Raw genomic sequence first — 20,891 nt, 5'->3', positions numbered from 1 at the left:
TCACCGGCCGGTTGTCATCACGGTCATCGCCAGCGCAAGCCGGTGTATGGCTTGGGGACGGGGATCGCTTGATGTCGTGAGGCAGCCCTATTGCCATCTATCCCGTGTGCTCAACATTATCAGGCGATAGGTAAGCGGCAGGTGGCGTGGGCAATGAGTGCTTGGCGGCTTGCCTGCCTGAATCCGGAGTCACCATGACGGCCATCATCACCTCCCCCTTGGCTAACTGGCCTGCAACAGCCGTTCATGCACTGATGCGCGAGGTCTATGCCACGTCGGATGCCATGAGTGAGACATTCGAGGACAAATTCCCGGACTTCGAGGCCTTTGTACAGCAGCGGCAGGACTGGCTGGCCATGCCGGGCGCCGTGGCGCTGGTGGCCCATGAAGCGGATACACTGCTGGGCTACATACTGTTGATGCCCCGGCAGCAAGCCAGGCTGCACCATACGGCAGACCTGAATATGGGGGTGCATCCCGCTGCACGCGGCAAGGGCGTGGGTAGGCTGCTGCTGGCAGCGACCTTGCAGGCCGCACGAGCGCAGGGCTTGCTGGAGATCGCCTACCTGATGGTACGGGCCGACAATACCGCCGCAGTGAAGCTCTACGAAGCAGCCGGCTTTACCTGCCTGGCGGTGCTGGAGCGGGATACGCAGATGGATGGCCGCTATTACGACGGCTTGCTGATGCGGCATTGGCTACAGCCGCCAGGCGATGGCGCCTGGGGCTGAAAATACGGCTTGGTATCAAGGATTTAGTGGCCTTGGCCGCACCTGGCCAGATCAGATGGCCGGATGCGCCGCCAACTGTCATCGCCGTGCTGAATGCGCCAGAAGCTTCGGCTATACTGCGCCCCTTTTCACACTCATGCTGCGAAGCCGGCCCGATTAATACCGGACGGCTTGCTTAGCCGCTTTTCTTGGAGCATTACATGCGGACCCGGTATCTATCGTGTGGCGCCATCGCCCTTATGTCGTCGTTGTCGCTGCAGGCTGCCGAGCCACCGATGGCGGAACGGGAGCAACTGAACGCCGTGGTGTGGTACCAGGCTGCAGCGGAGTCGCAAGCCAATGGCGAACAGACCTACCGTGCAGCAACGGACCAATTGGCCCGGCTCAAGCGCAACAAGGCCATCACCGCCTTGCCTGAACAACTGGCAGTAGCCGGTTACAAGCGCTTGCCGCCAGCGGTGATACTGGATATCGACGAGACCGTACTCGACAACAGCCCTTACAACGCCTGGCAGGTTGCCAGCGGGCTGCCGTACTCCGAACCGTCGTGGGATGCCTGGGTGGCTGAGCGCAAGGCCACCGCCGTGCCTGGGGCCAAAGCATTCATCAGCGCCGCCCGCCGCATGGGGTTCAAGGTGCTGTATGTGACCAACCGCAACTGCGAGAAGCAGGGCGGCTACGATGCACAGGGGTGGGCCAAGACCTGCCCACAACTGCAGGCTACCCTGGACAACCTGGAAGCCGAACTAGGCTACCGGCCCGACAATGCCGACATGCTGCTCAAGCACCAGCGTGCCGAATGGGATGGCAAGGGCGTGCGCCGTCAGCTGCTGGCAAATCGCTATCGTATCGCCATGTTGGTGGGCGATGACCTGAATGACTTTATCGACCGCACCACCTACCAGCCCGAACAACATGCCGCCAACTGGGGCCGTAGCTGGTTTGTGCTGAGCAACCCCATGTATGGCTCGTCGCTCCGCGCTCTGGGTAACAATCTGGGCAAGCGCTATGGTTCGCTGAAGCCTTGGCAGTGGGCACCGGCCAAGGTGGCTGAGCCAGCGGTGGTGAATCCCTGATTATTGCGGGGCTGGATGGGCAACTACATGAAGGGCTCCCGTAATCATGCTTTCGCAGCGTTACGGGAGCCCCTTGGTAGAAACCACAGTGCTCGTTGACTGGCGTGCCAGTTGTCGCTGGCTAGTGTGATGGATAGGGGGTATCCGGGTAACGCTGCGCGAGCGGAAATTGCTTCGGCTGCCTTGGTAACAGGCTGCATAGCTTGCCGTAAGCCATATCTGCCAAGCCAGGAAGCGGCCAGCAACGCCGGCCTTATCCCCACTACAACTGCCCACTCTCCTTGATCGCCAGATAGCGATCCACCAACGAGGCGGCCAGCCTTTGTGGCGTCACATCGATCAGGCTGTGGGCGGGCATGCGCAGGCGCTTGATGGCTTCGCGCCGCTCTGCCAGGTAGTGCTCGGTGGCTGCCAACCTGAGTGCACCGTTGAAATCCGGCACCGCGGCGGCCTGGGTGTCGTCCAGCGAGGCTTCGCGCAGGCTGGCACACATGACCAGATGCTTGCCTGAGAGCAGGCGGTGTGCCTCGCGCATGGCGTTGTCGTCTTCGTCGCGCAGATTGGTGATCAGTACCACGAAGGCGCGCTTCTTCAGCCTGTCCAGCAGGCGTTGCGCGGCCTGCAGGTAATCGGGCGCCACTTCGCCGGCATGTAGGTCATATACGCCCGAGATCAGCCTGTCCAGGCCGCCACGGCCCTTCTGGGGGGCCATCCAGCGTTCCTCCTGGCCAAAGCTCATCAGGCCGATGGCGTCGCCCTGTTTTTGGGCCACCCACGATAGGGTCAGGACGGCATTGAGGGCATGGTCAAAATGCGAGGTGTCGCCGTCGCGGGCCAGCATGCGCCGGCCGCTGTCGAGCAGAAAGACCACCTGCTGGTCGCGCTCCTCCTGGTATTCCCGGCTGATGGGCTTGAGCTGGCGGGCGGTGGCCTTCCAGTCTATGGCGCGCATGCTGTCGCCTTGGCGGTATTCGCGTAGCTGGCGGAAATCGGTGCCTTCGCCGCGCCGCCGTTTGCGTATGCTGCCCAGCTGGGGCAGGCGCTGGTCGGTGGCGGTCAGGGTGTGGCCCATGATCTTGGAGAAATCAGGGAAGACCTTGATAGTGCTGGCTTCGCCCAAGCGCAGGCGACGCTGCCATAGCGACAGCGGTGAGGTCAGCTGGACATGGGCCGGTGCAAACTGCGCCTCGCCGCGTTCTGGCGCTCGCAGTTGGTAGACGAAGCGGACAAACCGGCCTGCCCTTAAACGGGTGGGGTGGGGCAAGCCCACCAGCTCCCAGCCGGCTGGGTAGCCGTCGAACAGTGTTAGCCGGGCGCTGCGGCCGCCTTCGTGGTGCAGTACCAGGGCGACCTCGCCCCAATGGCCTACCGGCCAGATGGGCTTGGTCAGCCGCTCCAGCCGCAACTGGGGTGGGCGCCAGCCCAGGATGGCGTCGAGCAGCGCCGCCAGGCACAGGGCGCCGCCGGCTATCCACCAGACCAGCGCCAGTTGCGGCAAGGGGCCGGCCGCCAGGCCCAGTGCGGCCCAGCCTATGACCAGCCAGATCAATAGACGGCTGGGTGTCATGCGCGGGGGGCGGGTGTTTGTTCCAACAGGCTCGCCAGCAACTGGTCGGCGCTCAGGCCTTCCAGTTCGCTTTCGGGCGCCAGCGCAACGCGATGCCGCAATACCGGCAGGGCTGCGGTCTTCACATCGTCGGGGGTGACAAAGTCGCGGCCGGCCATCACGGCCATGGCGCGCGCCACCCGTATCAGCGCGATGCTGCCACGCGGGCCGGCACCAATGGCGAGGCCTGGCCAGTCGCGGCTGGCGCGCACGATGCGCACGGCGTACTCAGCGACGGCATCATCCACCCGGATCTGCGCTACCAGCTGCTGCAGGGCCACCACCGTGTCGGCCTTGATCAGGGTGGCGACGTTGGCCACGTCCAGGCTGTCGCCCAGGCGGCCCTGGGTGACGGCGCGCAGCATGGTCAGTTCTTCGGTCTCGCTGGGGTAGGCGATCAGGATCTTGATCAGGAAGCGGTCCAGCTGGGCTTCCGGCAGCGGATAGGTGCCTTCCTGCTCCAGTGGGTTCTGAGTGGCCAGCACCATGAAGGGGGCTGCCAGGGTATGCGACTCGCCTTCGATGGTGACCTGGCGTTCCTGCATGACTTCCAGCAGGGCGGATTGGGTCTTGGCCGGGGCACGGTTGATTTCATCGGCCAGCAACAGGCTGGTAAACACCGGGCCGCGACGTATGCTGAAGGTCTGGTTCTTCAGATCGAACACGGCGTGGCCCATGACGTCGGCTGGCATCAGATCGGGCGTGAACTGGATGCGCGAGAAGTCGCCGGAGAAGGTCTTGGCCAGTGCGCGCACCAGCAGGGTCTTGCCCAGGCCAGGCACGCCTTCCAGCAGCACATGGCCACCGGCGAGGAAGCAGGCCAGTATCTGGTCTACAACGGCCTGCTGGCCGATCACGGCATGGCTGATCTCCTCGCGGAGGCGGCGGACGATCTCGACGGCCTGGGTGAAACGGTCGGATGCGGGGGCGCTATCGCTCATGGCTGGTTCTCAAGGTTTGCAGGGTTTGAATTTGTCGGAAGAAATCCATGGGGTGGTTCGCCGGGGCCTTGTGCAGGGCCAGCTCCACCAGTTCCAATGGCAGTTTATGGCGTTCGGCCAGGTGCTGCGCCAGCGCATCAGGCTGCAGCCGCTGCAGATCGGGCGAGCGGCGCAGCAGCTGGGCCAGCGTGGCGTTGCGCATGGCCTGTAGCAGGGTGATGCGGCCATTGCGGGCATGCCATAGCCAGCGGCCGCTGGCGTCGATATGTTCCATCAGCGCACGGCGGTCAGTCTGTGGGTCGGGCAGCAGCGGGCCGAACCGCATGACGGCAGACCACAGCCATAGCAACAGGGCCAGCCCCAGGCTGACCAGGCCCAGCGGCACGTAGGCCCACAGGGCTTCCTGCCAGGTGGGCATGTCCAGGCCCTGCACAATCCAGAACGGCTTGTCGGCGTTGCCATGGCCGGCCAGCGCCACCAGCAGTTCGCCGTGGTCGGCCTCACGCAGGTTGTCGTTATCAAACGGCATATGGCTGAGCAAGATCACCTGCCCCTTGCCGTGGCGGTAGGCCCGTACATGTTCGCCGTCGGTATCGCCCCATTCGGGCTCGGGGGCATCACCACCCCAGTCCAGATAACCACCCTGGCGGAACAGGCGGAGTGGGTAGGGCAAGCTGGGCAGCTGCAGCTCCACCATATTGCGGGGCAGCTTGGCTTTGGGCGCAGGGGCTGGTGCGGGTGCTTCGGCCTCTTCCGGGGCGGGCTCGGTGCCGTCTGTGGCGGGCTCTGCGGTGTCAGGCGCCGCCTCGGGCGGTGCGGCAGCGTCATCCGTTATGGCCGGCTCACCGGTTTCGCCATCATCGCTGGGGGCGGCCTCGGCTGGCGTCTCCGCTGTCGTTTCGGCCGCGCTGTCTGCCTCGGTGGGCTCCGCTGCCTGGGCGGCGTCTTCATCGCCGCTATCGGTGAATTCCAGCCAGGTATCAAACTGCGTGCTCAGCGGTGCGACCTCGCTGGCATTGGCTTCGGAGTTGGCCCGTGTGTCCGCCGTGTTGATCAGCACGCCACCCTTGGCCACCCATGCCAGCAGTTGTTGGGCCTGGGTGGGCGTCATCACATTGACGTTGTTGGCCACCAGGATGACGCCTGCGTCCGGAGTCCGGCGCAGGGCGCCAGTCAGGTTGTTGTGCACCACCACCTTCTGGCCCCTGGCGGTAAGCAGACGCTCAGCGGCCAGCATGGGGTTGCTGAGGGCCGCTTCGCTGCGATAGTGGCTGCTCTGCCAGGTGCGTTCCATATAGTGAAACCAGGCCCAGACGCTGACGGCGCAGAGCATCAGCGATAGCACGGTCAGCAAGACCTGATTGCGTTGTGGGGCGTTCATGCGGCACCGCCAAACGTTTGTTGCCAGCGGCTACAGCTGCTATCAAGCGCGGCATCGGATGGCCATTGCTGCGCATAGGCTGCAGCCAGCCAGATGCGGGTGATGTCCTGGGTCAGGGCCAGGGTATCGGCGGGTAGTTCGCCTTGCTGATGGGCTTGCTGTGCCAGCTTCACGCAGTCGCCCTCGGTGGCGCCCTGGGTCAGTGCCAGTGCGTATTGGTGTACCAGCCGCGACAAGGTGGCACGGTAGAGCAGGCCCAGCGCGTTGCGTTGCTGTCCTTCTGCCCACAGTTTCCTGACGGCAGTAGGAATGTCATCGGGCAGGGATTCCGGCCGTATGTCCATGCCGGCCACCTCGCCGGGCAGCTTGCGGGTCTCTGCCTGCTGGAAGGCACCGACTATGCGGTCGCGGTAGCGGTAGAGCAGCCAGGCGACCAGGGCGATAGCGCCGAGTATGAGGATGGCCTTGGTCAGGTCGGAAGCCCAGTCGGGCACCTTCTCACTGCGCTTGCCCTTGTCCTCCTCGTCCTTGTCTTCCTTTTCCGGTTCCTTGGGCGTCTTGTTCTTGGCCGTCCAGGTTTGCACACAGCGGTAGCCGCGCAGGTCGTCGTGGGCATAAACCTTGTCCAGTTCCGCACGTATCGCCTGTTGTTCGGTGGATTGCGCGGGAGTGCGCTGCCTGGCTATCAGGTCGGCTTCCACCTTTTTGTCTTCGGGCGGTTCGCACTGCGGTGCGGCCTGCACGGCCTGCGGCAGGATAAGCATGACCGCCAGCAGCACGGCCAGGGTATGGCCTACTGTGGGTAGCTTGAGTGATTTGCTGCCCTGGCGCTCCTGTGCCAGGCGGCGCAGGATGATTTCGATATCCCAGGCTTCGAGTTCGGCCCGGCGGTTCAGGTAGAGCGTGAAGCAGCAGGCCGTATAGATGGGCGCCATGATGCCGACCGCGATGGCATAGCAGGCCAGGCTCATCAGGAAAACCGGCTGCGACTGGGCGATTTCCTGATCGAACAGCATCCACAGCGGGTTCATGGCATCGGGCGGTGCGGTAAACAGGCCGATCAGCGAGATCAGGCCTATCTGGAGCACAGCCTCAAAGTGAACGCAGGCGATGCCAAACCAGTAGGCGGCAGGGCCGGCGCCATCGCGGCCCAGTACGCGCCGGCGATCAGCGGCAAAGCGGCCACGGGCTTGCTCCAACTGCCAGATGGGTTGGTATAGGCCACGACCCGGCATAAAGAGCCGCCACCAGGTCAGCACGCGGAACCAGCCACCGCCTAACTCCTTGGGCCAGGCGCGCAGGGCCTGCCACCAGCTCAGTTGCTGGCCGAATACGGCACGCGACAGCACCAAGACGATGACACGCTCCAGCAGGGGGCGCAGCCACCATGGGATGACCAGAAAGAAAAAAGCCCAATCCTGATACTGCCAGGCCAGCAGGCCACAGAGCAGGTTCAAGGGCAGCCATAAGGCCAGCCAGGTGGCGTAGCAGGTGAAATACGATTGCCGCAGCAATGCCACGCCCAGGTCCAGCGCCTGGCTGTGCGAGCGAGGCCGCAGATCAAGCTGCAGTCGATCAAGCCTCATGCTGCCCCCGTCCGGCAAACACGAAGAAGCCAATGACCAGGGCCCAGCAGATACCGCCGACAATGAATTTGGTCGTGGGGGGAATCAGGCTGGAGGCTGACCAGAAGCCTTCGAAGAAGGCTGCCAGGGCCGTCAGCAAGGCGGCACCCACCAGTACCGGGAAAATATGCCGGCTGGCGCTGATCAGCGCGTGGCGGCGGCTCAGGCGGCCTGGGCGTATCAGGGTCAGGCCCAGCCGCAGGCCGGCCACGCCGGATAGCAGCAGGCCGGTGATCTCGAAGCTGGCATGGGTGATGACAAAGGACCAGAACACCTCGGCCACCGCCGGGTCGCGGCTGAGCCAGGCGGCGATCACGCCAAAATGCATGCCATTGAATACCAGGCTGAACAACGCGGGTATGCCGCCGAACAGGCCGCCGGCAAAGGTGCGGAAGCAGATGGAGACATTGTTCCAGATATAGAAGCCGAACATCATCACATCGTCGTCGCTGCCATCGCGGCCGATGTGCTCCTTGCTCGGGCTGTACATGGATTCGTAGCGAGTTAGCTCTTGCCAATCCATCCAGCTATAGGCCCAATGCGGCTGGAACCAGACCAGCAGCCCTACCGCTGCGGCAACGCCCCAGAAGGCCAGGCAGACCAGCAGTACGAGCCGCCATTCCTGCCGCACGCGGCGGGGGAACTCCACGCCCAGCCAGCGGCGCAGGGTCATGGGTCGCTCCAGCGGCGTGCCGTAGAGTTTGCGATGCATGGCCAGTACCAGGCCATGCAGGTGTTCGGTCAGCAGGGGCGAGTAGCCGCGCTGCCTGGCCAGAGCCATGCTCTGGCAGAGCTGGCGGTAGAGTGCAGGCAGCTGGGTCTCGTTGCTGGGCTGCTTGTCTGCCAGCAGGGTGGCGACACGCTGCCACAAGGCTTCGTGCTGGGCTTCGAACAGGGCCTGCTTCATCGGGTCAATCCAGCAACATAGGCGCGCAGGCGGGCCAGAGAGGCTTCGCCGCGCAGGCCGGTAAGGGGCTCTGCCAGGTCGGCCAGCTCAAGACAGCGCGAAGGCGGCAAGTGCTCGGCACGCTCGACCAGGTCGATCAGGGCGCGTTGTTGTTCGGGTGTCAGGGGGAAGGGCAGCGGATGCGCCTCACCAGACTGCGCAGCCTTGCGGGCGCGGGTCTTGGGGCTGTAGATCACCAACGTGCCGGCAACCAGATCGCCGAGGCGGCGGAACCGGTGGTCAAACAGCATGCAGAGCAGGCCGGTGGCATACATCATGGGCAGGAAATCGGCGACCAGCAGCAGGTTGCGCAGCGAGGATTCGCGCCAGCCTACCGGCAGGCCGTCCTCACGGACGACTTCCAGCCCCATCCAGCGCTTGCCCAGGGTTTTGCCGCCTGCATAGACTTCGCACAGTATCGGGTAGCCCCAGTAGCTGAGGAACAGCACCACCAGAAACAAGCCTTCGCCCAGATTGCTATCGCCCATGGCAAACCGTATGGCGATCGCGATCACGATCACGGCGATCAGCCACAGCACGAAATCAATCGTCCAGGCGAAAGCACGCCTGACCGGCCCGGCAGGCGTGAGCGAAAGGCGTATGCCCTCTGGTGTCAGCAGGGCAAGACGCCCATCCAGCATCAGGCTTGTACTACCTTGGTGTCAGCGATGTTGTCGTGCAGGCACAGACGGTTTTCGCGGAAGATCATCAGTGGGTCCAGCAGGCTGAACAGGCCACCAACCAGAGGGATGGCGCCGATAAGGGCGGGAACCAACCAGCGCAGTGCAATCAGTCGGCCAATACCGCAATGGCTGCCATCGGTGCGCACGATGCGAACCTTCATGGCGCGCTTGCCTATGGTCTGGCCCTGGCGATGCAACATCATCAGTTGGTAGATCACTAGGCCGATGACGGCCAGGCCGGAGATGCCGCCGGCGATGCCAGCCACAGCACCGGTGCCGTCGCCAACCATAAACGCCAAGCCAAAAGGCAGCATGCAGGCCAGAACGGCAAAACCATCAATGAGGACGGCGACAAGGCGGGCGCCGCGGTCGGCCAGAACCTGCTGGCCGGCTGGGGTGTCCAAAGCAACCGTGCTGGCTGCATACGGATTCGATTGATCCATTACTTCCTCCCTGGTTAGGTAGATGTTGTCCAGCATGATTGCAGACAACCCTCATTCTAGCCGGGCAGCAGCAAAAAATGACAGTGGCAAGATTCAGCCTTGACTTAATACATTTTGCAGGTAACGGCGCAATCTTTCCAGGCCGCTGATGGCGGGGGCGGCTCGCAGGGGCTCGGTCAAGCGTACACGGCTAGGGCGCATGGCTTGCAGCAGCAGCGGTTCGTCTTCTTCTATCCAGTAGCGTTGTCCTGCCGCCAGCACCACATCGGCACCGTCAGCGGTGAACCAGACGGTGCCGCTCTCCACCCACAGGCAGGCGCCGCGGCGGGCAGGCAGGGTCAATAGCGAATCAGCTTGTAAAGTATGGTGTTGCGACATGATGGTTCTCCGGTTTAACCCGGCCTTTGCCAGGTGAGGCCAGCGTACGCCGCCTGGGCAAGTCTTTTTAGAGCCAGACTGTGCTGGTTTTTGCCGTGTCAGTACCGGGCAGTCGCCAACTGTCATGGTGTATTTCGGTGGCAACTGTTTCTTGGCGGTTGGGATGCTGCGGTGCAATATGCTTCTCCACCATCCAAGGATGCGCGCCATGTCCAACGAGCGAGCCGCAACCCTCTATGTCGCCCTGGCAGACGAAATTGCTGCGCAGATGGCGACGGGCACCTTGCGTGCCGGTGACAAGCTCCCCAGCCTGCGGGAGCTACGCGACAAGCGTGGCGTCAGCCTGTCGACCGTCACCGAGGCTTTTCGCCTGCTGGAAGACCGGGGGCTGATCGAGGCAAGGCCGCAATCTGGCTTTTTTGTGCGGCACAAGCTGGTCGAACCGCCGCCTACCTCACGCCCCTCTACCGAACCTGCCGCCGTGACGGTCAACCGGCGCCTGTGGGACTACCTGCAACTGACGCGCGGCAAGCAGCATGGCTTTTGCTATGCGGTGATGGCACCGGAGTGCTTTCCCAACAGCCAGTTGCAGAAGCTGATGAACGAGGCATTGCGGCAGTCGCCCACCTTGCTGTCGGAGTACGGTGGCACCCGGGGGCTGGAGGTGCTGCGGCGGCAGGTGGCACGGCATGCCATGGAGTGGGGTGGACGGCTCAGCGCCGATGACGTGCAGATCACGGCGGGCGGCATAGAGGCGCTCAATCTGGCGCTACGGGCCACCACTCAGCCGGGTGATGTGGTGGCGGTGGAGTCGCCCACCTATTTCGGGCTGCTGCAGTTGTTCGAGTCCATGGGGCTCAAGGCCCTGGAGATACCCACCGATCCCGAGCATGGCATCTCCTTGCCGGCGCTGGAGCTGGCGACCCGTGATGGCGGTGTGGCGGCCTGCGTGCTGATGCCCAACTTCAGCAACCCCACCGGCAGCCTGATGAGCGATACGGCCAAGCAGCAGTTGGTACGCCTGCTGGCCGAGCGGCAGGTGCCGCTGATCGAGGACGATATCTATGGCGAGTTTTACCAAGGGCGCGAACGACCCAGGCCGGCTAAGGCCTTTGATGAAACCGGCAATGTGCTGTACGTGGCCAGCTATACCAAGCTGGTGGCGCCCGGCATGCGGGTGGGCTGGATAGCCCCTGGCCGTTACCGCTCCAGGGTAGAAATACTGAAGTACATCAATACCTTCTCCACCCCTGCCATTACCCAGGCCACGCTGGCGCGTTTTCTGGAAAGCGGCGGCTACGATCACCATATGCGGCGCTTGCGCAAGCTGTGCAATAACCAGCTGGCCAGGTTGAATGACGGGCTGGACAGGTATTTCCCGGCAGGCACCCGCTGGACCCAGCCCAAGGGCGGCTACCTGTGCTGGGTGGAGCTACCCCAGGGCGCAGATAGCACGGCCTTGCTGCGGCAGTCGGCGGACGAAGGTATCAGTTTTGCTCCGGGCCCGTTGTTCTCGGCCCGCCATGCCTACCGCAACTATCTGCGCCTTTGCGCGGGCGAGCCGTGGTCGGACCAGGTCGAGGCCAGACTCCGGCGACTAGGGGAACTGGTGCACCGGCAGCTGGATGCCGCATCGGTACGATCGAACAGTGATAGCCATGCCTTGTTCGAGCTGGGCTGATGGCTTAACTCCATGCAGATCAGGCGTCTTGATCCAGCCCAGTGCGGGCATCGAGTACGCAGCGCCAGTAGCGGATACGGCCCTCAAAGGCCTTGCCGGCCAGTTGTACGTATTCATGGGCACCGCGCGGGTGCCGTGCCGAGAAGATCAGGCTCTCGGCACGGGTGACAGAGGTGAACTGCCCCCAAGCGCGGGTCAGGTTCTCGGCGTCAGGGTGCGTCAGTATCAGGGCACTGATGATGGCGAGGTCGGCATCGGCCTCGCGCCTTAGCATCAGCATGTCGATGGACAATTGCTTGTTCATTTCAGCCAGCTCATAGACCAGGGTATTGAGTTTGTGTATGGCCTCCTCCGACGTGATGGGGGCTTCCGACGCTGTCATGGCTGCCGCAGCATCGGCTGCCGCAGTATCGACCGCCGTAGCGTCGGCTGGCGCGGTATCGGCATAGTGTTCGTGGCGCATGGTCAGGCCTCATTGAAACGGAAGGTCGAGACTTTTTGTTCCAAGCCCATGGCCAGGCCGCGCAATTGCTCGGCTGTTGCTGCAGACGATTCTGCTGCCTGGGTATTCTGCTCAGACATCTGGGCGATGGTCTCGACCTTGCCGGCTACTTCATGCGCAACCGACGATTGCTCTTTCAGCGAAGCGGTAATCTCGCTGACCACCTCCACCACGCGGGCCGAGCCCTCGCGTATCTGGGCGATGGCCGATCCCGCCTGGCTGGCCAGATCCACTCCGCTTTCCACCTGTTCGACACCCTCGCCCATGCCATCCACCACGCCCTGTGTGCCTTGCTGGATGCGGGCCACCATCTCGCCTATCTGCTTGGTGGACGCGGTGGTGCGTTCAGCCAGTTTGCGTACCTCGTCGGCCACCACCGCAAAGCCACGGCCGGTTTCACCAGCGCGAGCGGCCTCGATGGCGGCATTCAGTGCCAACAGATTGGTCTGGTCGGCGATTTCCTTGATGACGCCCACGATGCCGCTGATGGCCTCGGCGTCCTTGCCCAAGGCACTGACATTGCTGGAGGCACTGCGCACGGCTTGCGCAATCTGCTCCATGCTCTCTACTGTCTGGTTGATAACCGAGCCGCCTTCGCTGGAGGCCTTGCCCGAATCGGTGGAGAGCCGGTGGGCATCGTCTGCATTGTCCGACATATGGCTGATGCTGACTGTCAACTCCTCTACCGCCGCGGCCATGGCCGCTGCCGCATTGCTCTGTTCGCTGGTCGAGCTGGCTACCTGGGTGCTGATGCTGGCCACATTGCTGGCCGCCGCCATCAGTTCGCGGGCATTGGCCTGGATATCGCGCATGGTGCTGCCCAGCTTCGCCGCCAGCTTGCCGGCACTGTGGGCGATATGGCTCATTTCGTCGTTGCCCTTGACCGCTGGCAGTGCAGTGAAGTCGCCATCTGACAGGCGTGCCATGTCTGCCTCGAGCGCCTCGGCTCGCAGGGTCAGGTCGCGGGCGAAACCCGCGATAAGCCAGCCAACCAGCAGCAGCACGGTCAGGGCCACTGAAATCTGGGCGATGAGCATCCTTTTCTCCTGGGCAAGCCGTTTCGACAGGCCATCATGGACGACATGCTCGTACATCAGGTTGTAGAAGCTATCCAGCCCAGCCAGCGTGGTACTGATCTGCCTGAAGTAGCCCGATGCATCCTGACCCAAGGTGCCGGTTTGCAGCACTTGCTTGCTTAATTCCTCCCGCAACGCGGTAATGGCTTGCTTGGCGGGTTCCCATTCTGCATTGAGCTTGGTGCTCAGCTCGGGGTGAAAGTCCTCAATCAGCTCGATATCGTTGTCGATGCGATCGATGTTCGAAACCACTTCGTGATTCAGCAAGGCATCCAGCTTGCCCAGAGTGCGTTCGTCTACCCCCTTGGCGGCCATGGCAGCAAGCAAGCCACGGGTTTGTGCCAGCCGCTCACGAAGGCGGGGTATCTGGTCCACCATGGTCACTATCAGGTAGTAGGCATCGGCCTGTGGGTCCAGCAACAGCCCCGTGTCACCTGCGACATGGTGGCGATACTCGTTGATCAGGGCAATCAGGCGGGTATGGGCTTCAAAGTTCTCGGCGGCGCTCTTGCTGCGCCAATCCACCTTGAGTTGCTGCCAGTTGCTGGTGATGGCGTTGACCTTGTCCCTCCATTGGTCGGCATGCATGAGTTTTTCCTGCGCGGCCAATTTGGCTAGCACGCTGTCGGCCTCTGCTGCAGATTCACGCGCCACGCTTTCGAGCGAGTTGTCGCCATTCAGATAGGTTGTGGTTGCGCCACGGTGGCTGGCTATGGCGTTAGCGAGGGGCGTGAGCGTCTTGACATATTCGGCGCCTGCCAGCTCAGCCTGGTCTCGCTGTATGTCGGCATAGCTGTGTATGGCGGCATTGATCAGTAGGAACAAGCCGGGCAGCACCGAAACCAGAAAGATCAGCAGGAATTTGCGCCGATAACTGAGCGCTCGTGACAGTTTGATGGCAGGGCGTAGCAGTGTGGAGAACATGATGGCTTCCTTGTTGCTTCTCGGGAGGAGTGTCAGTTGAACTTGGCGAGGTCGATGCCCCACTTCTCTGCTTTTTCGTGTCCGGTAATGGCGTCGGCGCCACCGCGGCCCATGGGGCGCGACAGGTCGACGATCTGCGGGGTGAGGTAGTGCCGTTTCTGGGTGTCGTAGAACACCTTGAGCTTGGGCTGCAGCAGGCTGTCGGGGTGGTGTTCCACCACGATGCCCAGCCGGCCGCTTTCCAGCAGCACCAGGGTGCCGACCGGGTAGATGCCGATGCAGCGGGTGAAGGCCTTGACCAGATCGGGGTCCAGGTGAGTCTTGCTCCACTCGAATATCTTGCGCAGCGCCTCGGTGGGGGGCATGCCCTTGTGGTAGCAACGGTCAGCAGTGATGGCGTCGTAGACGTCGACTATGGCGGCCATGCGCGCCAGGGTGCTGATGTTGTCGGCGGTCAGCCTGTGGGGATAGCCCGATCCATCAATGCGCTCGTGATGGTGCAAGGTGATATCCAGCGGGATTTCATCTATCCCTTCACTTTGCCGCAGCAGCTCAAAGCCATCCATGGGATGGCGTTTGATGATGGTGAACTCCTCGTCGGTGAGTCGACCGGGCTTGTTCAGTATCTCGTCCGGCACCAAGGCCTTGCCGGTATCGTGCAGCAGTCCACCGAGGCCCGCCTGGTGCACGGTCTGGATGTCAAAGCCTGCCGACAGGGTAAAGGCGATCATCAGCGTGCCCACGCTGACCGAGTGCAGGAAGGTGTATTCGTCCTTGTTCTTGATATGCGAGAGCCCAATCAGGGCGCCTGGGTTACGCAGCATGGATTCTGTCAGCGCAGTCACCATGGGTTCGACTTCTTCCAGCCGTATGGCGTGGCCCAGGCGGGCATCGCGCATCACGTTCTTGACCAGCCGGGTGGCCTGGCCGCGCAGGTTGCGGGCGCGGCCTATCTCTTCTTGTAGCGATACCTGCTGCACGACGATGGGCTTGGCCTGCGCCACGGCCAGCATCTCCTTGTCCAGCTGCCGCTGCAGCTCTTCGTCGGTTTGCGCATGGGGGGCGTCCAGCCCCAGTTCGGTATCTATGGCAACAGTGCGGATTCCACAGGCTAATATGGTCTGTATGTCGTGCTCGCTCTCCAGCCTGAACTGCGAGCGCATAAAGGGATGAGCTGACCAATCCACGCCCAGATCATGGACATACATGCCGACTTTCAGCTCCTGACAGGGGACATGCTTGATCATGGATTGCTCCGATGCTTTGCGGCGGGATTTGATGAGGGGGTGCATGCGGTGCATTCTGCGCGGCACCATGGGACGGGGTAACTAGGTCGATGCCTAGTGCGCGTGCATCTGGTTTATGACGAACCAATAAGGTGGCTATGCAGGAAGCCAAATCGCCGCGATACAGGGTGGTGATCGCCGATGACCACTTGCTGGTACGCAAAGGCATACGCGCCTTGGTGGAGGAGCTAGGCCACGAGGTAGTGGCCGAGGCGGACGAGGGGATAGCAGCGGTGGCTGCCGTCCTGGCGCTGGAGCCGGATCTGGCGCTGGTGGATATCGCCATGCCCGGCCTGTCGGGCATCGAGGTGGTGCTGCGGGTAGCGGGCAGCCTGCCGGGAGTGCGCCTGCTGTATCTCTCTGGCCTGTCGGACAAGGATGCGGTGGTCGAGGCGTTGCGGGCGGGGGCTGATGGCTATTTGCTCAAGGATTTTCTGCTGGATGACCTGGCGGGCGCCTTGCAAACCGTCATGCGGGGCGAGCGTTACCTGAGCCCAGGCCTGCCGGAAGCCATACATCAAGCACTGGAGGGCAGTGAGGAACCCTTGCTGACGGCCAGGCAGATCGAAGTGTTGCGGGGCCTGGCCGATGGTTTGACGCTCAAGCAGATCGCACGAGCCATGGAAGTGAGCCCCAAGACTGTGGAATTTCACCGCGCCAAGCTCAGCGAGCGCCTGGGGATCAGGGATATTCCGGGCTTGGCGCGCTACGCTGCCAGGATGGGGCTGGTGGGCGGACGTTGATCGACAAGCGGGCAACTAGGTGCTTGCCTAGCTGACATCCAGCTTGTTTTGCCGCAGCCTGTACAGATGAACGAACTCATCCTTCCCAATATGCTGCAGTCGGCTAGCTCTGGCAGTGTGTGGCGCCACCCGGTGGCTCGGCGGTTCCTGCTTGTGTACTGCTTGTTGGCATTCACGGCACTGACAGGTCTCGCCGCGGTGCTTTACCTGATGCGGCAACAAGCCTTGGGGCAGTCAGAGCGCGAATTGGCGAACCTGGGCCATCTGCTGGCCGGGCAGACACGCGACATGATACGGAGTGTCGATATCGTATTGCGTGATACCAGGGAAGGGCTGATGCGTGCCAAGCAGGCGGGTGAAGTGCAGACCCCGGCCTATTTGCATGAACATTTCCGCCAGCGCATAGCTGGCGTACCGCAGATACGGTCCATGGTGTTGACCAATGCCAGCTCTGAAATCATCGGCCATTCGCTGACCCCTACACCCCGCTTGGCCATCTCGGATACCTCCAGCTTTCGCGCCCACTTGCTACACGACTCTAACAAGCTGCATGTGGCTGAACCCCGGCAGTCCCGCATCGACGGGCAGTGGGGGGTAGCCTTGTCCCTGCGTATGGAAGATGAACATGGGCAGTTCGATGGTATCGTCGGGGCAGCCATCGATCCCAACGTCGTACAGCAGTTTTACCGGTCCATCGATCTGGGCGAGGGTACTGCCGTCTCCCTGTTTCGTGCAGACGGCACCTTGCTGGCGCGTTGGCCGCAGGTGGCCAATTCCATCGGGCTCTCCTACAGCAACGATGAGATTTTCACCCAATTGCTGAGCAATAAGGAGCAAGGTTTTGCCGTGCTGGACAGCACGGTGGACAATCAGCGGCGACTATTGTTTGCCCAGCGTGTCGGTGAGTATCCGTTTGTGATTGCGGCATCCCGCACCGACGTTGCGACATTTGCAGACTGGCGGCGCTACGCCACCGTACTTGCCGGTGCGACATTGCTGCTTTTGCTGTGTACTAGTTGGCTGATGCTGCGCCTGGCTAGCCAGGAGACCAGGCGGCGGTCGGCCGAGGATGAGTTGACGGGGACGGCCCAGCGTCTTCGGTTGATCGATCTGGCATCGCCAGTAGGGCTTTATGTGGCCGACGCCACAGGTCAGCTCAGCTATGTAAATCCTGCCTACACTCAATTGCTTGGCGTACCGGCGGTACGTTTACTGAGTCAGGCCTGGATCACGCTGCTGCATCCCGATGACCGCGAGGCTGTCAGCCGAGCCTGGCTGCAAGCCGTCGGGCGGGGTGAATCTTTCGCCATGGAGTACCGCTATCTTTGCCCTGATGGCCGTTTGCTCTGGGTCAGCAATCGCGCCGAGCTGACGGCGGCATCAGAGGGACGTGGCGGCTTTGTGGGGTCGATAGAGGACATTACTGCGCGGCGTGAGCGGGAGCAGCTACTGCGCGAGGCGCTGTCCCTGCAGAATGCCGTGCTGGATGGCACGGCCTATTCCATTATTTCCACTGACCGTAGTGGCTTGATACGCAGTTTCAACCGGGGCGCCGAGCAGATGCTGGGCTTCACGGCAGCAGAAATGGTGGGTAAGGCGACGCCAGCACGGTTTCATGATCTGCAGGAGGTAGTGGCCCGGGCGGCTGTGCTGTCGGTTGAGTTGGGCGAGCCCATCCCGGTGGGGTTTGAAGTATTCGTGACCAAGGCCCGTCTTGAAGGCGTGGAGGAGCGTGAGTGGAGCTATATCCGCAAGGATGGCCGGCGCATTCCGGTGCTGCTCTCGGTGACGCCGCTGCGCGATGAGCTAGGGGAGATCAATGGCTACCTGGGTGTGGCGCATGATCTCTCGGAATTTCGCAAGGTGGACAAGCTCAAGCGCGAGTTTGTCTCCATCGTCAGCCATGAACTGCGTACGCCACTCACCTCCATCCGCGGTTCGTTGGGCCTGGTGGCAGGCGGGATAGGCGGTGCGTTACCGGAGCGGGCCAATGAACTGGTCAGGATCGCCCTGCAGAATGCCGAGCGGCTGGTGCGGTTGATCAACGATATCCTGGACATAGAGCGCATCGATGCCGGCCAGTTGACCCTGCGCGCGCAATGCACCGAGGTCATGCCGCTGCTGGAGCAGGCGCTGGCCGATAATCAGGGCTACGCCGACCACCATGGTGTACGCCTGCAGTGCTTTGGCCAGGTCAATGGTGCGCTGGTGGAGGTTGATGTCGATCGCTTTGGCCAGGTGATGGCCAATCTGCTATCGAATGCCATCAAGTTCTCGCACTCTGGCGGCGGGGTGGAAGTCTCCGTCATGCGCGATGGCACGCGCTTGCGTATCGAGGTCTGCGACCACGGCCCAGGCATTGCGCCAGCGTTTCGAGACAAGTTGTTTGAGCGCTTCAGTCAGGCGGATTCCACCGACGCCCGCCGTCGCGACGGCACGGGCCTTGGGTTGGCGATATGCAAGTCGCTGATGGCGCAGATGCATGGAGAAATCGGCTGCGACAGCAGTGAAGGGGCGGGCAGTTGTTTCTGGCTGAGCTTGCCTTTGCAGGGCTTGCCGACTGGGCCGGCGGATATGCGACCGCCCTCGCTGGCGCCCCGGATACTGCTGTTGGAACAGGATGAAAGCTGCGCCGCGCAACTGGCGCGACCGCTGGTGGAGGCGGGCTTCCCGGTGGAACTGGTGTACGAGGCCAACGAGGCGCTACTGCGTTGGGAAAGCGGACGCTTTGGCGTGGCCTTGGTGGGACCGCGTGCGGTTAGCGGCGGCGAGGGGCGGCTGGAGCAGATCATGTCCCGAGACCATCAGGCCAGGGCCATTCTGTTGCTTGGTGATACCCCAACGGCAATGCCAGTAGATGCCCGCTTGCCCTGGCCCTTGGAACCCCAACAGTTATTGGCGAGCCTGCGTCGTGTGCTGGTGGGTTTGCGCTCGGCCCAGGTATTGCTGATTGACCATGATAGGGCACTGCAAACCCAGTTGGGTGCAGTCTTGCCGCAGGGTGTGGCTTTGGACGGTGCCGATACCCTGACGGCAGCACGCCATATGCTGTGCTGCCGTGATTATGACCTGGTGCTGCTGGACCCGGCATTGCCGGATGGCGATGGACTGGCCTTGCTGCCTCTGTTGTATGGCTTGCCACTGCGCCCGGAGATTATCTTGCACACTTCAGAGGCGGCGCTGGATACCGGCCTGACGGGAGCGCTGCAGCGCTTACCCAAGGATGGCAGCGTGGAAGCCATGGCCGACTTGATCAATCAGAAACTGCGGCAGCGCCGTGGGCAGGAAGACACACCATGAACATGCCCTTGCAGCGCATCCTGTACGTGGAGGATGACCCTTCCATCCAGACCGTCGTCAAGCTGGCGCTGGAACTGGTGGGGGGCTATCAGGTGGAAGTCTGTGACTCGGGCAGGGCGGCCGTGGCGGCACTGCAGCGCTTTCGTCCACAACTGGCACTGCTGGATGTCATGATGCCCGGCATGGATGGCCCGACCACCTTGCAGCACTTGCGCGAGCAATTCGGATTTGAACGGCTGCCGGCGATTTTCATGACCGCCAAGGTGCAGCCTGCCGAGGTGGCGGTGCTCAAGTCTCAGGGCGCCTTGGGGGTGATAGCCAAACCGTTCGACCCCATGACGCTGGGCGGCGAGCTGGAGCGGCTCTGGTCGGGGCAACCGCAATGAGCATGACACCTGAAAGGCAGAAGCTGGAATCGGCACTGCACACCCTGCGTCTGCAGTTTGTGCAGAACCTGGCCGCCGAGGTGGCCAAGGTGGATGCCCAACTGCTGCGTTGGCAGGCCGGCGATGAAGCGGCGCTGGGCGCAGCGATAGCATTGGCCCACGGCCTGGCGGGCTCGGGTAGCTTGTTTGGCCGGCACGATGTGACGGTGGCGGCAAGGGCGCTGGAGCAACTCTTGTGCAAGCTGCCCGATGATTGGCAGCTGCAATTGCCGGCGGCTAGGCTGGCCCTGTTGAAACTGGGCCAGATGGCGACTGAATAGCCATGCGAGCATTGCTTGGCGGAGTGATGCAGCGCTCGGTCTATCTGGCACACTGTGGGCATCCTGGCCTTGATGAGCTGTATTGTATGAATACCCCGAGTGAACAAGGCGTGCGTTACGACGCACGCCATGCTGCCGCCTACGACCGCAAGATACGGCAGTTGATCCCTGGCTACGAAGCCTTGCATATGCTGTCGGCCCATGTGTTGGCCGAGCAACTGCCTGCGCAGGCGCATATTCTGGTTTCAGGTAGCGGCAGTGGTGAGGAAATACTGCGTTACGCCCAGATGAGGGCGGATTGGCTGATCGATGGGCTGGACCCGAGCGAAGAGATGCATGCCGTGGCGCTGACCAAATGCCGCGACGCAGGCATAGCGCAGCGCATCAAGCTGCTGCAGGGGCGCCCCGATAGTATGGCCTTGGCTGAGGGCTACGATGCGGTCACGTCTTTGCTGGTGATGCACTTCCTGCCCGACGATGGCAGCAAGGATCGCTATCTGCACGCGCTGGCCATGGCCTTGCGGCCAGGCGGTGTGCTGTTGTTGGCGGATTGGGTAGGGCAGCGCGGCGAGGCCGAATGCGAGGCGATGTTCAGGGTGTGGCGCAGGCAGCAAGACGCAACGCGCGACCGGCCAGATCAGGTGGCGCTGGATTTCTCGCACCTGGACCAGCATGTCTACCCAGTATCGGCCCAGCGTCGCGCGACGCTGCTGGCGCAAGCTGGGCTGACAGCGGGCGCTTGCTACTGGCAGGCCTTGGGTTTGTCGGCCATCGTCGCGTACAAGCGGGCGTGATCAGCGCCGCGCCATAAGGTGGCGTAGCGCGCTTGGCACCTGCACCACACCAGCAGGTTTTATAGCGGC

19 protein-coding genes are annotated in these 20,891 nt (G+C 62.6%); 8 read left to right on the top strand and 11 right to left on the bottom strand.

What is annotated here, in order from left to right:
- The first annotated feature begins 194 nt into the window (after positions 1–194).
- Together QWZ03_RS01345 and QWZ03_RS01340 are read left to right on the top strand one after the other, a co-directional pair.
- Positions 195–731, top strand: a complete 537-nt coding sequence (locus QWZ03_RS01345; protein WP_290331083.1) for a GNAT family N-acetyltransferase — start codon at positions 195–197, stop codon at positions 729–731.
- 200 nt (positions 732–931) lie between these two features.
- On the top strand, positions 932–1,807 hold the full coding sequence (locus tag QWZ03_RS01340; protein WP_290331082.1) for an HAD family acid phosphatase: 876 nt from the start codon (positions 932–934) through the stop codon (positions 1,805–1,807).
- A 262-nt stretch (positions 1,808–2,069) separates the two neighbouring features.
- On the opposite strand, the gene QWZ03_RS01335 is transcribed toward QWZ03_RS01340, so the two are convergent.
- From QWZ03_RS01335 to QWZ03_RS01300, 8 genes are all read right to left on the bottom strand, one after another.
- Positions 2,070–3,374, bottom strand: a complete 1,305-nt coding sequence (locus QWZ03_RS01335) for a DUF58 domain-containing protein (RefSeq protein WP_284197905.1) — start codon at positions 3,372–3,374, stop codon at positions 2,070–2,072.
- On the bottom strand, positions 3,371–4,354 hold the full coding sequence (locus QWZ03_RS01330) for an AAA family ATPase (RefSeq protein ID WP_290331081.1): 984 nt from the start codon (positions 4,352–4,354) through the stop codon (positions 3,371–3,373). Before QWZ03_RS01330 ends, QWZ03_RS01335 begins: the two co-directional genes overlap by 4 nt.
- A complete protein-coding gene (locus QWZ03_RS01325; protein WP_290331080.1) occupies positions 4,344–5,735 on the bottom strand; it encodes a DUF4350 domain-containing protein in 1,392 nt (463 codons plus the stop codon). The genes QWZ03_RS01330 and QWZ03_RS01325 overlap by 11 nt, the downstream gene beginning before the upstream one ends.
- Positions 5,732–7,321 (bottom strand): hypothetical protein, encoded by a 1,590-nt coding sequence (locus QWZ03_RS01320; protein WP_290331079.1) that lies wholly within the window; start codon positions 7,319–7,321, stop codon positions 5,732–5,734. The genes QWZ03_RS01325 and QWZ03_RS01320 overlap by 4 nt, the downstream gene beginning before the upstream one ends.
- Positions 7,311–8,267 (bottom strand): stage II sporulation protein M, encoded by a 957-nt coding sequence (locus tag QWZ03_RS01315; protein ID WP_290331078.1) that lies wholly within the window; start codon positions 8,265–8,267, stop codon positions 7,311–7,313. The genes QWZ03_RS01320 and QWZ03_RS01315 overlap by 11 nt, the downstream gene beginning before the upstream one ends.
- Complete coding sequence (locus QWZ03_RS01310; RefSeq protein ID WP_290331077.1) at positions 8,264–8,947, bottom strand: RDD family protein; 684 nt, start codon at positions 8,945–8,947, stop codon at positions 8,264–8,266. The genes QWZ03_RS01315 and QWZ03_RS01310 overlap by 4 nt, the downstream gene beginning before the upstream one ends.
- Positions 8,947–9,432 (bottom strand): RDD family protein, encoded by a 486-nt coding sequence (locus QWZ03_RS01305; protein ID WP_290331076.1) that lies wholly within the window; start codon positions 9,430–9,432, stop codon positions 8,947–8,949. Before QWZ03_RS01305 ends, QWZ03_RS01310 begins: the two co-directional genes overlap by 1 nt.
- 93 nt (positions 9,433–9,525) lie before the next feature.
- A complete protein-coding gene (locus QWZ03_RS01300; protein WP_290331075.1) occupies positions 9,526–9,810 on the bottom strand; it encodes a DUF2917 domain-containing protein in 285 nt (94 codons plus the stop codon).
- A 208-nt stretch (positions 9,811–10,018) separates the two neighbouring features.
- On the opposite strand from QWZ03_RS01300, the gene QWZ03_RS01295 reads away from it, so the two are divergent.
- Positions 10,019–11,491: an aminotransferase-like domain-containing protein gene (locus tag QWZ03_RS01295; RefSeq protein WP_290331074.1), complete on the top strand. Its 1,473-nt coding sequence runs from the start codon at positions 10,019–10,021 to the stop codon at positions 11,489–11,491.
- A gap of 19 nt (positions 11,492–11,510) precedes the next feature.
- On the opposite strand, the gene QWZ03_RS01290 is transcribed toward QWZ03_RS01295, so the two are convergent.
- From QWZ03_RS01290 to QWZ03_RS01280, 3 genes are read right to left on the bottom strand one after another with little or no spacing between them, the layout of a single operon-like run.
- Positions 11,511–11,954, bottom strand: a complete 444-nt coding sequence (locus QWZ03_RS01290; protein WP_290331073.1) for a hypothetical protein — start codon at positions 11,952–11,954, stop codon at positions 11,511–11,513.
- 2 nt (positions 11,955–11,956) lie between these two features.
- Entirely contained in the window at positions 11,957–13,993 is a 2,037-nt protein-coding gene (locus QWZ03_RS01285; RefSeq protein WP_290331072.1) for a methyl-accepting chemotaxis protein, read from the bottom strand.
- A gap of 32 nt (positions 13,994–14,025) precedes the next feature.
- Positions 14,026–15,240, bottom strand: a complete 1,215-nt coding sequence (locus QWZ03_RS01280; protein WP_290331071.1) for an HD-GYP domain-containing protein — start codon at positions 15,238–15,240, stop codon at positions 14,026–14,028.
- Between the two features lie 137 nt (positions 15,241–15,377).
- On the opposite strand from QWZ03_RS01280, the gene QWZ03_RS01275 reads away from it, so the two are divergent.
- From QWZ03_RS01275 to QWZ03_RS01255, 5 genes are all read left to right on the top strand, one after another.
- Positions 15,378–16,022: a response regulator gene (locus tag QWZ03_RS01275; protein ID WP_290331070.1), complete on the top strand. Its 645-nt coding sequence runs from the start codon at positions 15,378–15,380 to the stop codon at positions 16,020–16,022.
- A gap of 66 nt (positions 16,023–16,088) precedes the next feature.
- The gene (locus QWZ03_RS01270) at positions 16,089–19,322 is read left to right on the top strand and encodes a PAS domain S-box protein (protein WP_290331068.1); all 3,234 of its coding nucleotides are present in this window, start codon (positions 16,089–16,091) and stop codon (positions 19,320–19,322) included.
- Positions 19,319–19,708, top strand: coding sequence for a response regulator (locus tag QWZ03_RS01265; protein WP_290331067.1), 390 nt, complete (start codon positions 19,319–19,321; stop codon positions 19,706–19,708). The genes QWZ03_RS01270 and QWZ03_RS01265 overlap by 4 nt, the downstream gene beginning before the upstream one ends.
- Positions 19,709–19,710: 2 nt before the next feature.
- A complete protein-coding gene (locus QWZ03_RS01260) occupies positions 19,711–20,028 on the top strand; it encodes an Hpt domain-containing protein (RefSeq protein ID WP_290331066.1) in 318 nt (105 codons plus the stop codon).
- Positions 20,029–20,114: 86 nt separating this feature from the next.
- Positions 20,115–20,822 (top strand): class I SAM-dependent methyltransferase, encoded by a 708-nt coding sequence (locus tag QWZ03_RS01255; protein WP_290331065.1) that lies wholly within the window; start codon positions 20,115–20,117, stop codon positions 20,820–20,822.
- Positions 20,823–20,891 lie beyond the last annotated feature (69 nt).

It is taken from the genome of Chitinimonas viridis (assembly GCF_030409555.1).
GTDB classification, from domain to species: Bacteria; Pseudomonadota; Gammaproteobacteria; order Burkholderiales; family Chitinimonadaceae; genus Chitinimonas; species Chitinimonas viridis.
The sequence above is the reverse complement of the archived record's forward strand: the minus strand, read 5'-3'. Positions and strand labels throughout refer to the sequence as shown.

What these genes read in the sequence shown, in the direction of transcription:
- QWZ03_RS01345 (WP_290331083.1), top strand. Translation starts at nt 195, where the DNA reads ATGACGGCCATCATCACCTCCCCCTTGGCTAACTGGCCTGCAACAGCC.
- QWZ03_RS01340 (WP_290331082.1), top strand. Translation starts at nt 932, where the DNA reads ATGCGGACCCGGTATCTATCGTGTGGCGCCATCGCCCTTATGTCGTCG.
- QWZ03_RS01335 (WP_284197905.1), bottom strand. Translation starts at nt 3,374, where the DNA reads ATGACACCCAGCCGTCTATTGATCTGGCTGGTCATAGGCTGGGCCGCA.
- QWZ03_RS01330 (WP_290331081.1), bottom strand. Translation starts at nt 4,354, where the DNA reads ATGAGCGATAGCGCCCCCGCATCCGACCGTTTCACCCAGGCCGTCGAG.
- QWZ03_RS01325 (WP_290331080.1), bottom strand. Translation starts at nt 5,735, where the DNA reads ATGAACGCCCCACAACGCAATCAGGTCTTGCTGACCGTGCTATCGCTG.
- QWZ03_RS01320 (WP_290331079.1), bottom strand. Translation starts at nt 7,321, where the DNA reads ATGAGGCTTGATCGACTGCAGCTTGATCTGCGGCCTCGCTCGCACAGC.
- QWZ03_RS01315 (WP_290331078.1), bottom strand. Translation starts at nt 8,267, where the DNA reads ATGAAGCAGGCCCTGTTCGAAGCCCAGCACGAAGCCTTGTGGCAGCGT.
- QWZ03_RS01310 (WP_290331077.1), bottom strand. Translation starts at nt 8,947, where the DNA reads ATGCTGGATGGGCGTCTTGCCCTGCTGACACCAGAGGGCATACGCCTT.
- QWZ03_RS01305 (WP_290331076.1), bottom strand. Translation starts at nt 9,432, where the DNA reads ATGGATCAATCGAATCCGTATGCAGCCAGCACGGTTGCTTTGGACACC.
- QWZ03_RS01300 (WP_290331075.1), bottom strand. Translation starts at nt 9,810, where the DNA reads ATGTCGCAACACCATACTTTACAAGCTGATTCGCTATTGACCCTGCCT.
- QWZ03_RS01295 (WP_290331074.1), top strand. Translation starts at nt 10,019, where the DNA reads ATGTCCAACGAGCGAGCCGCAACCCTCTATGTCGCCCTGGCAGACGAA.
- QWZ03_RS01290 (WP_290331073.1), bottom strand. Translation starts at nt 11,954, where the DNA reads ATGCGCCACGAACACTATGCCGATACCGCGCCAGCCGACGCTACGGCG.
- QWZ03_RS01285 (WP_290331072.1), bottom strand. Translation starts at nt 13,993, where the DNA reads ATGTTCTCCACACTGCTACGCCCTGCCATCAAACTGTCACGAGCGCTC.
- QWZ03_RS01280 (WP_290331071.1), bottom strand. Translation starts at nt 15,240, where the DNA reads ATGATCAAGCATGTCCCCTGTCAGGAGCTGAAAGTCGGCATGTATGTC.
- QWZ03_RS01275 (WP_290331070.1), top strand. Translation starts at nt 15,378, where the DNA reads ATGCAGGAAGCCAAATCGCCGCGATACAGGGTGGTGATCGCCGATGAC.
- QWZ03_RS01270 (WP_290331068.1), top strand. Translation starts at nt 16,089, where the DNA reads ATGAACGAACTCATCCTTCCCAATATGCTGCAGTCGGCTAGCTCTGGC.
- QWZ03_RS01265 (WP_290331067.1), top strand. Translation starts at nt 19,319, where the DNA reads ATGAACATGCCCTTGCAGCGCATCCTGTACGTGGAGGATGACCCTTCC.
- QWZ03_RS01260 (WP_290331066.1), top strand. Translation starts at nt 19,711, where the DNA reads ATGACACCTGAAAGGCAGAAGCTGGAATCGGCACTGCACACCCTGCGT.
- QWZ03_RS01255 (WP_290331065.1), top strand. Translation starts at nt 20,115, where the DNA reads ATGAATACCCCGAGTGAACAAGGCGTGCGTTACGACGCACGCCATGCT.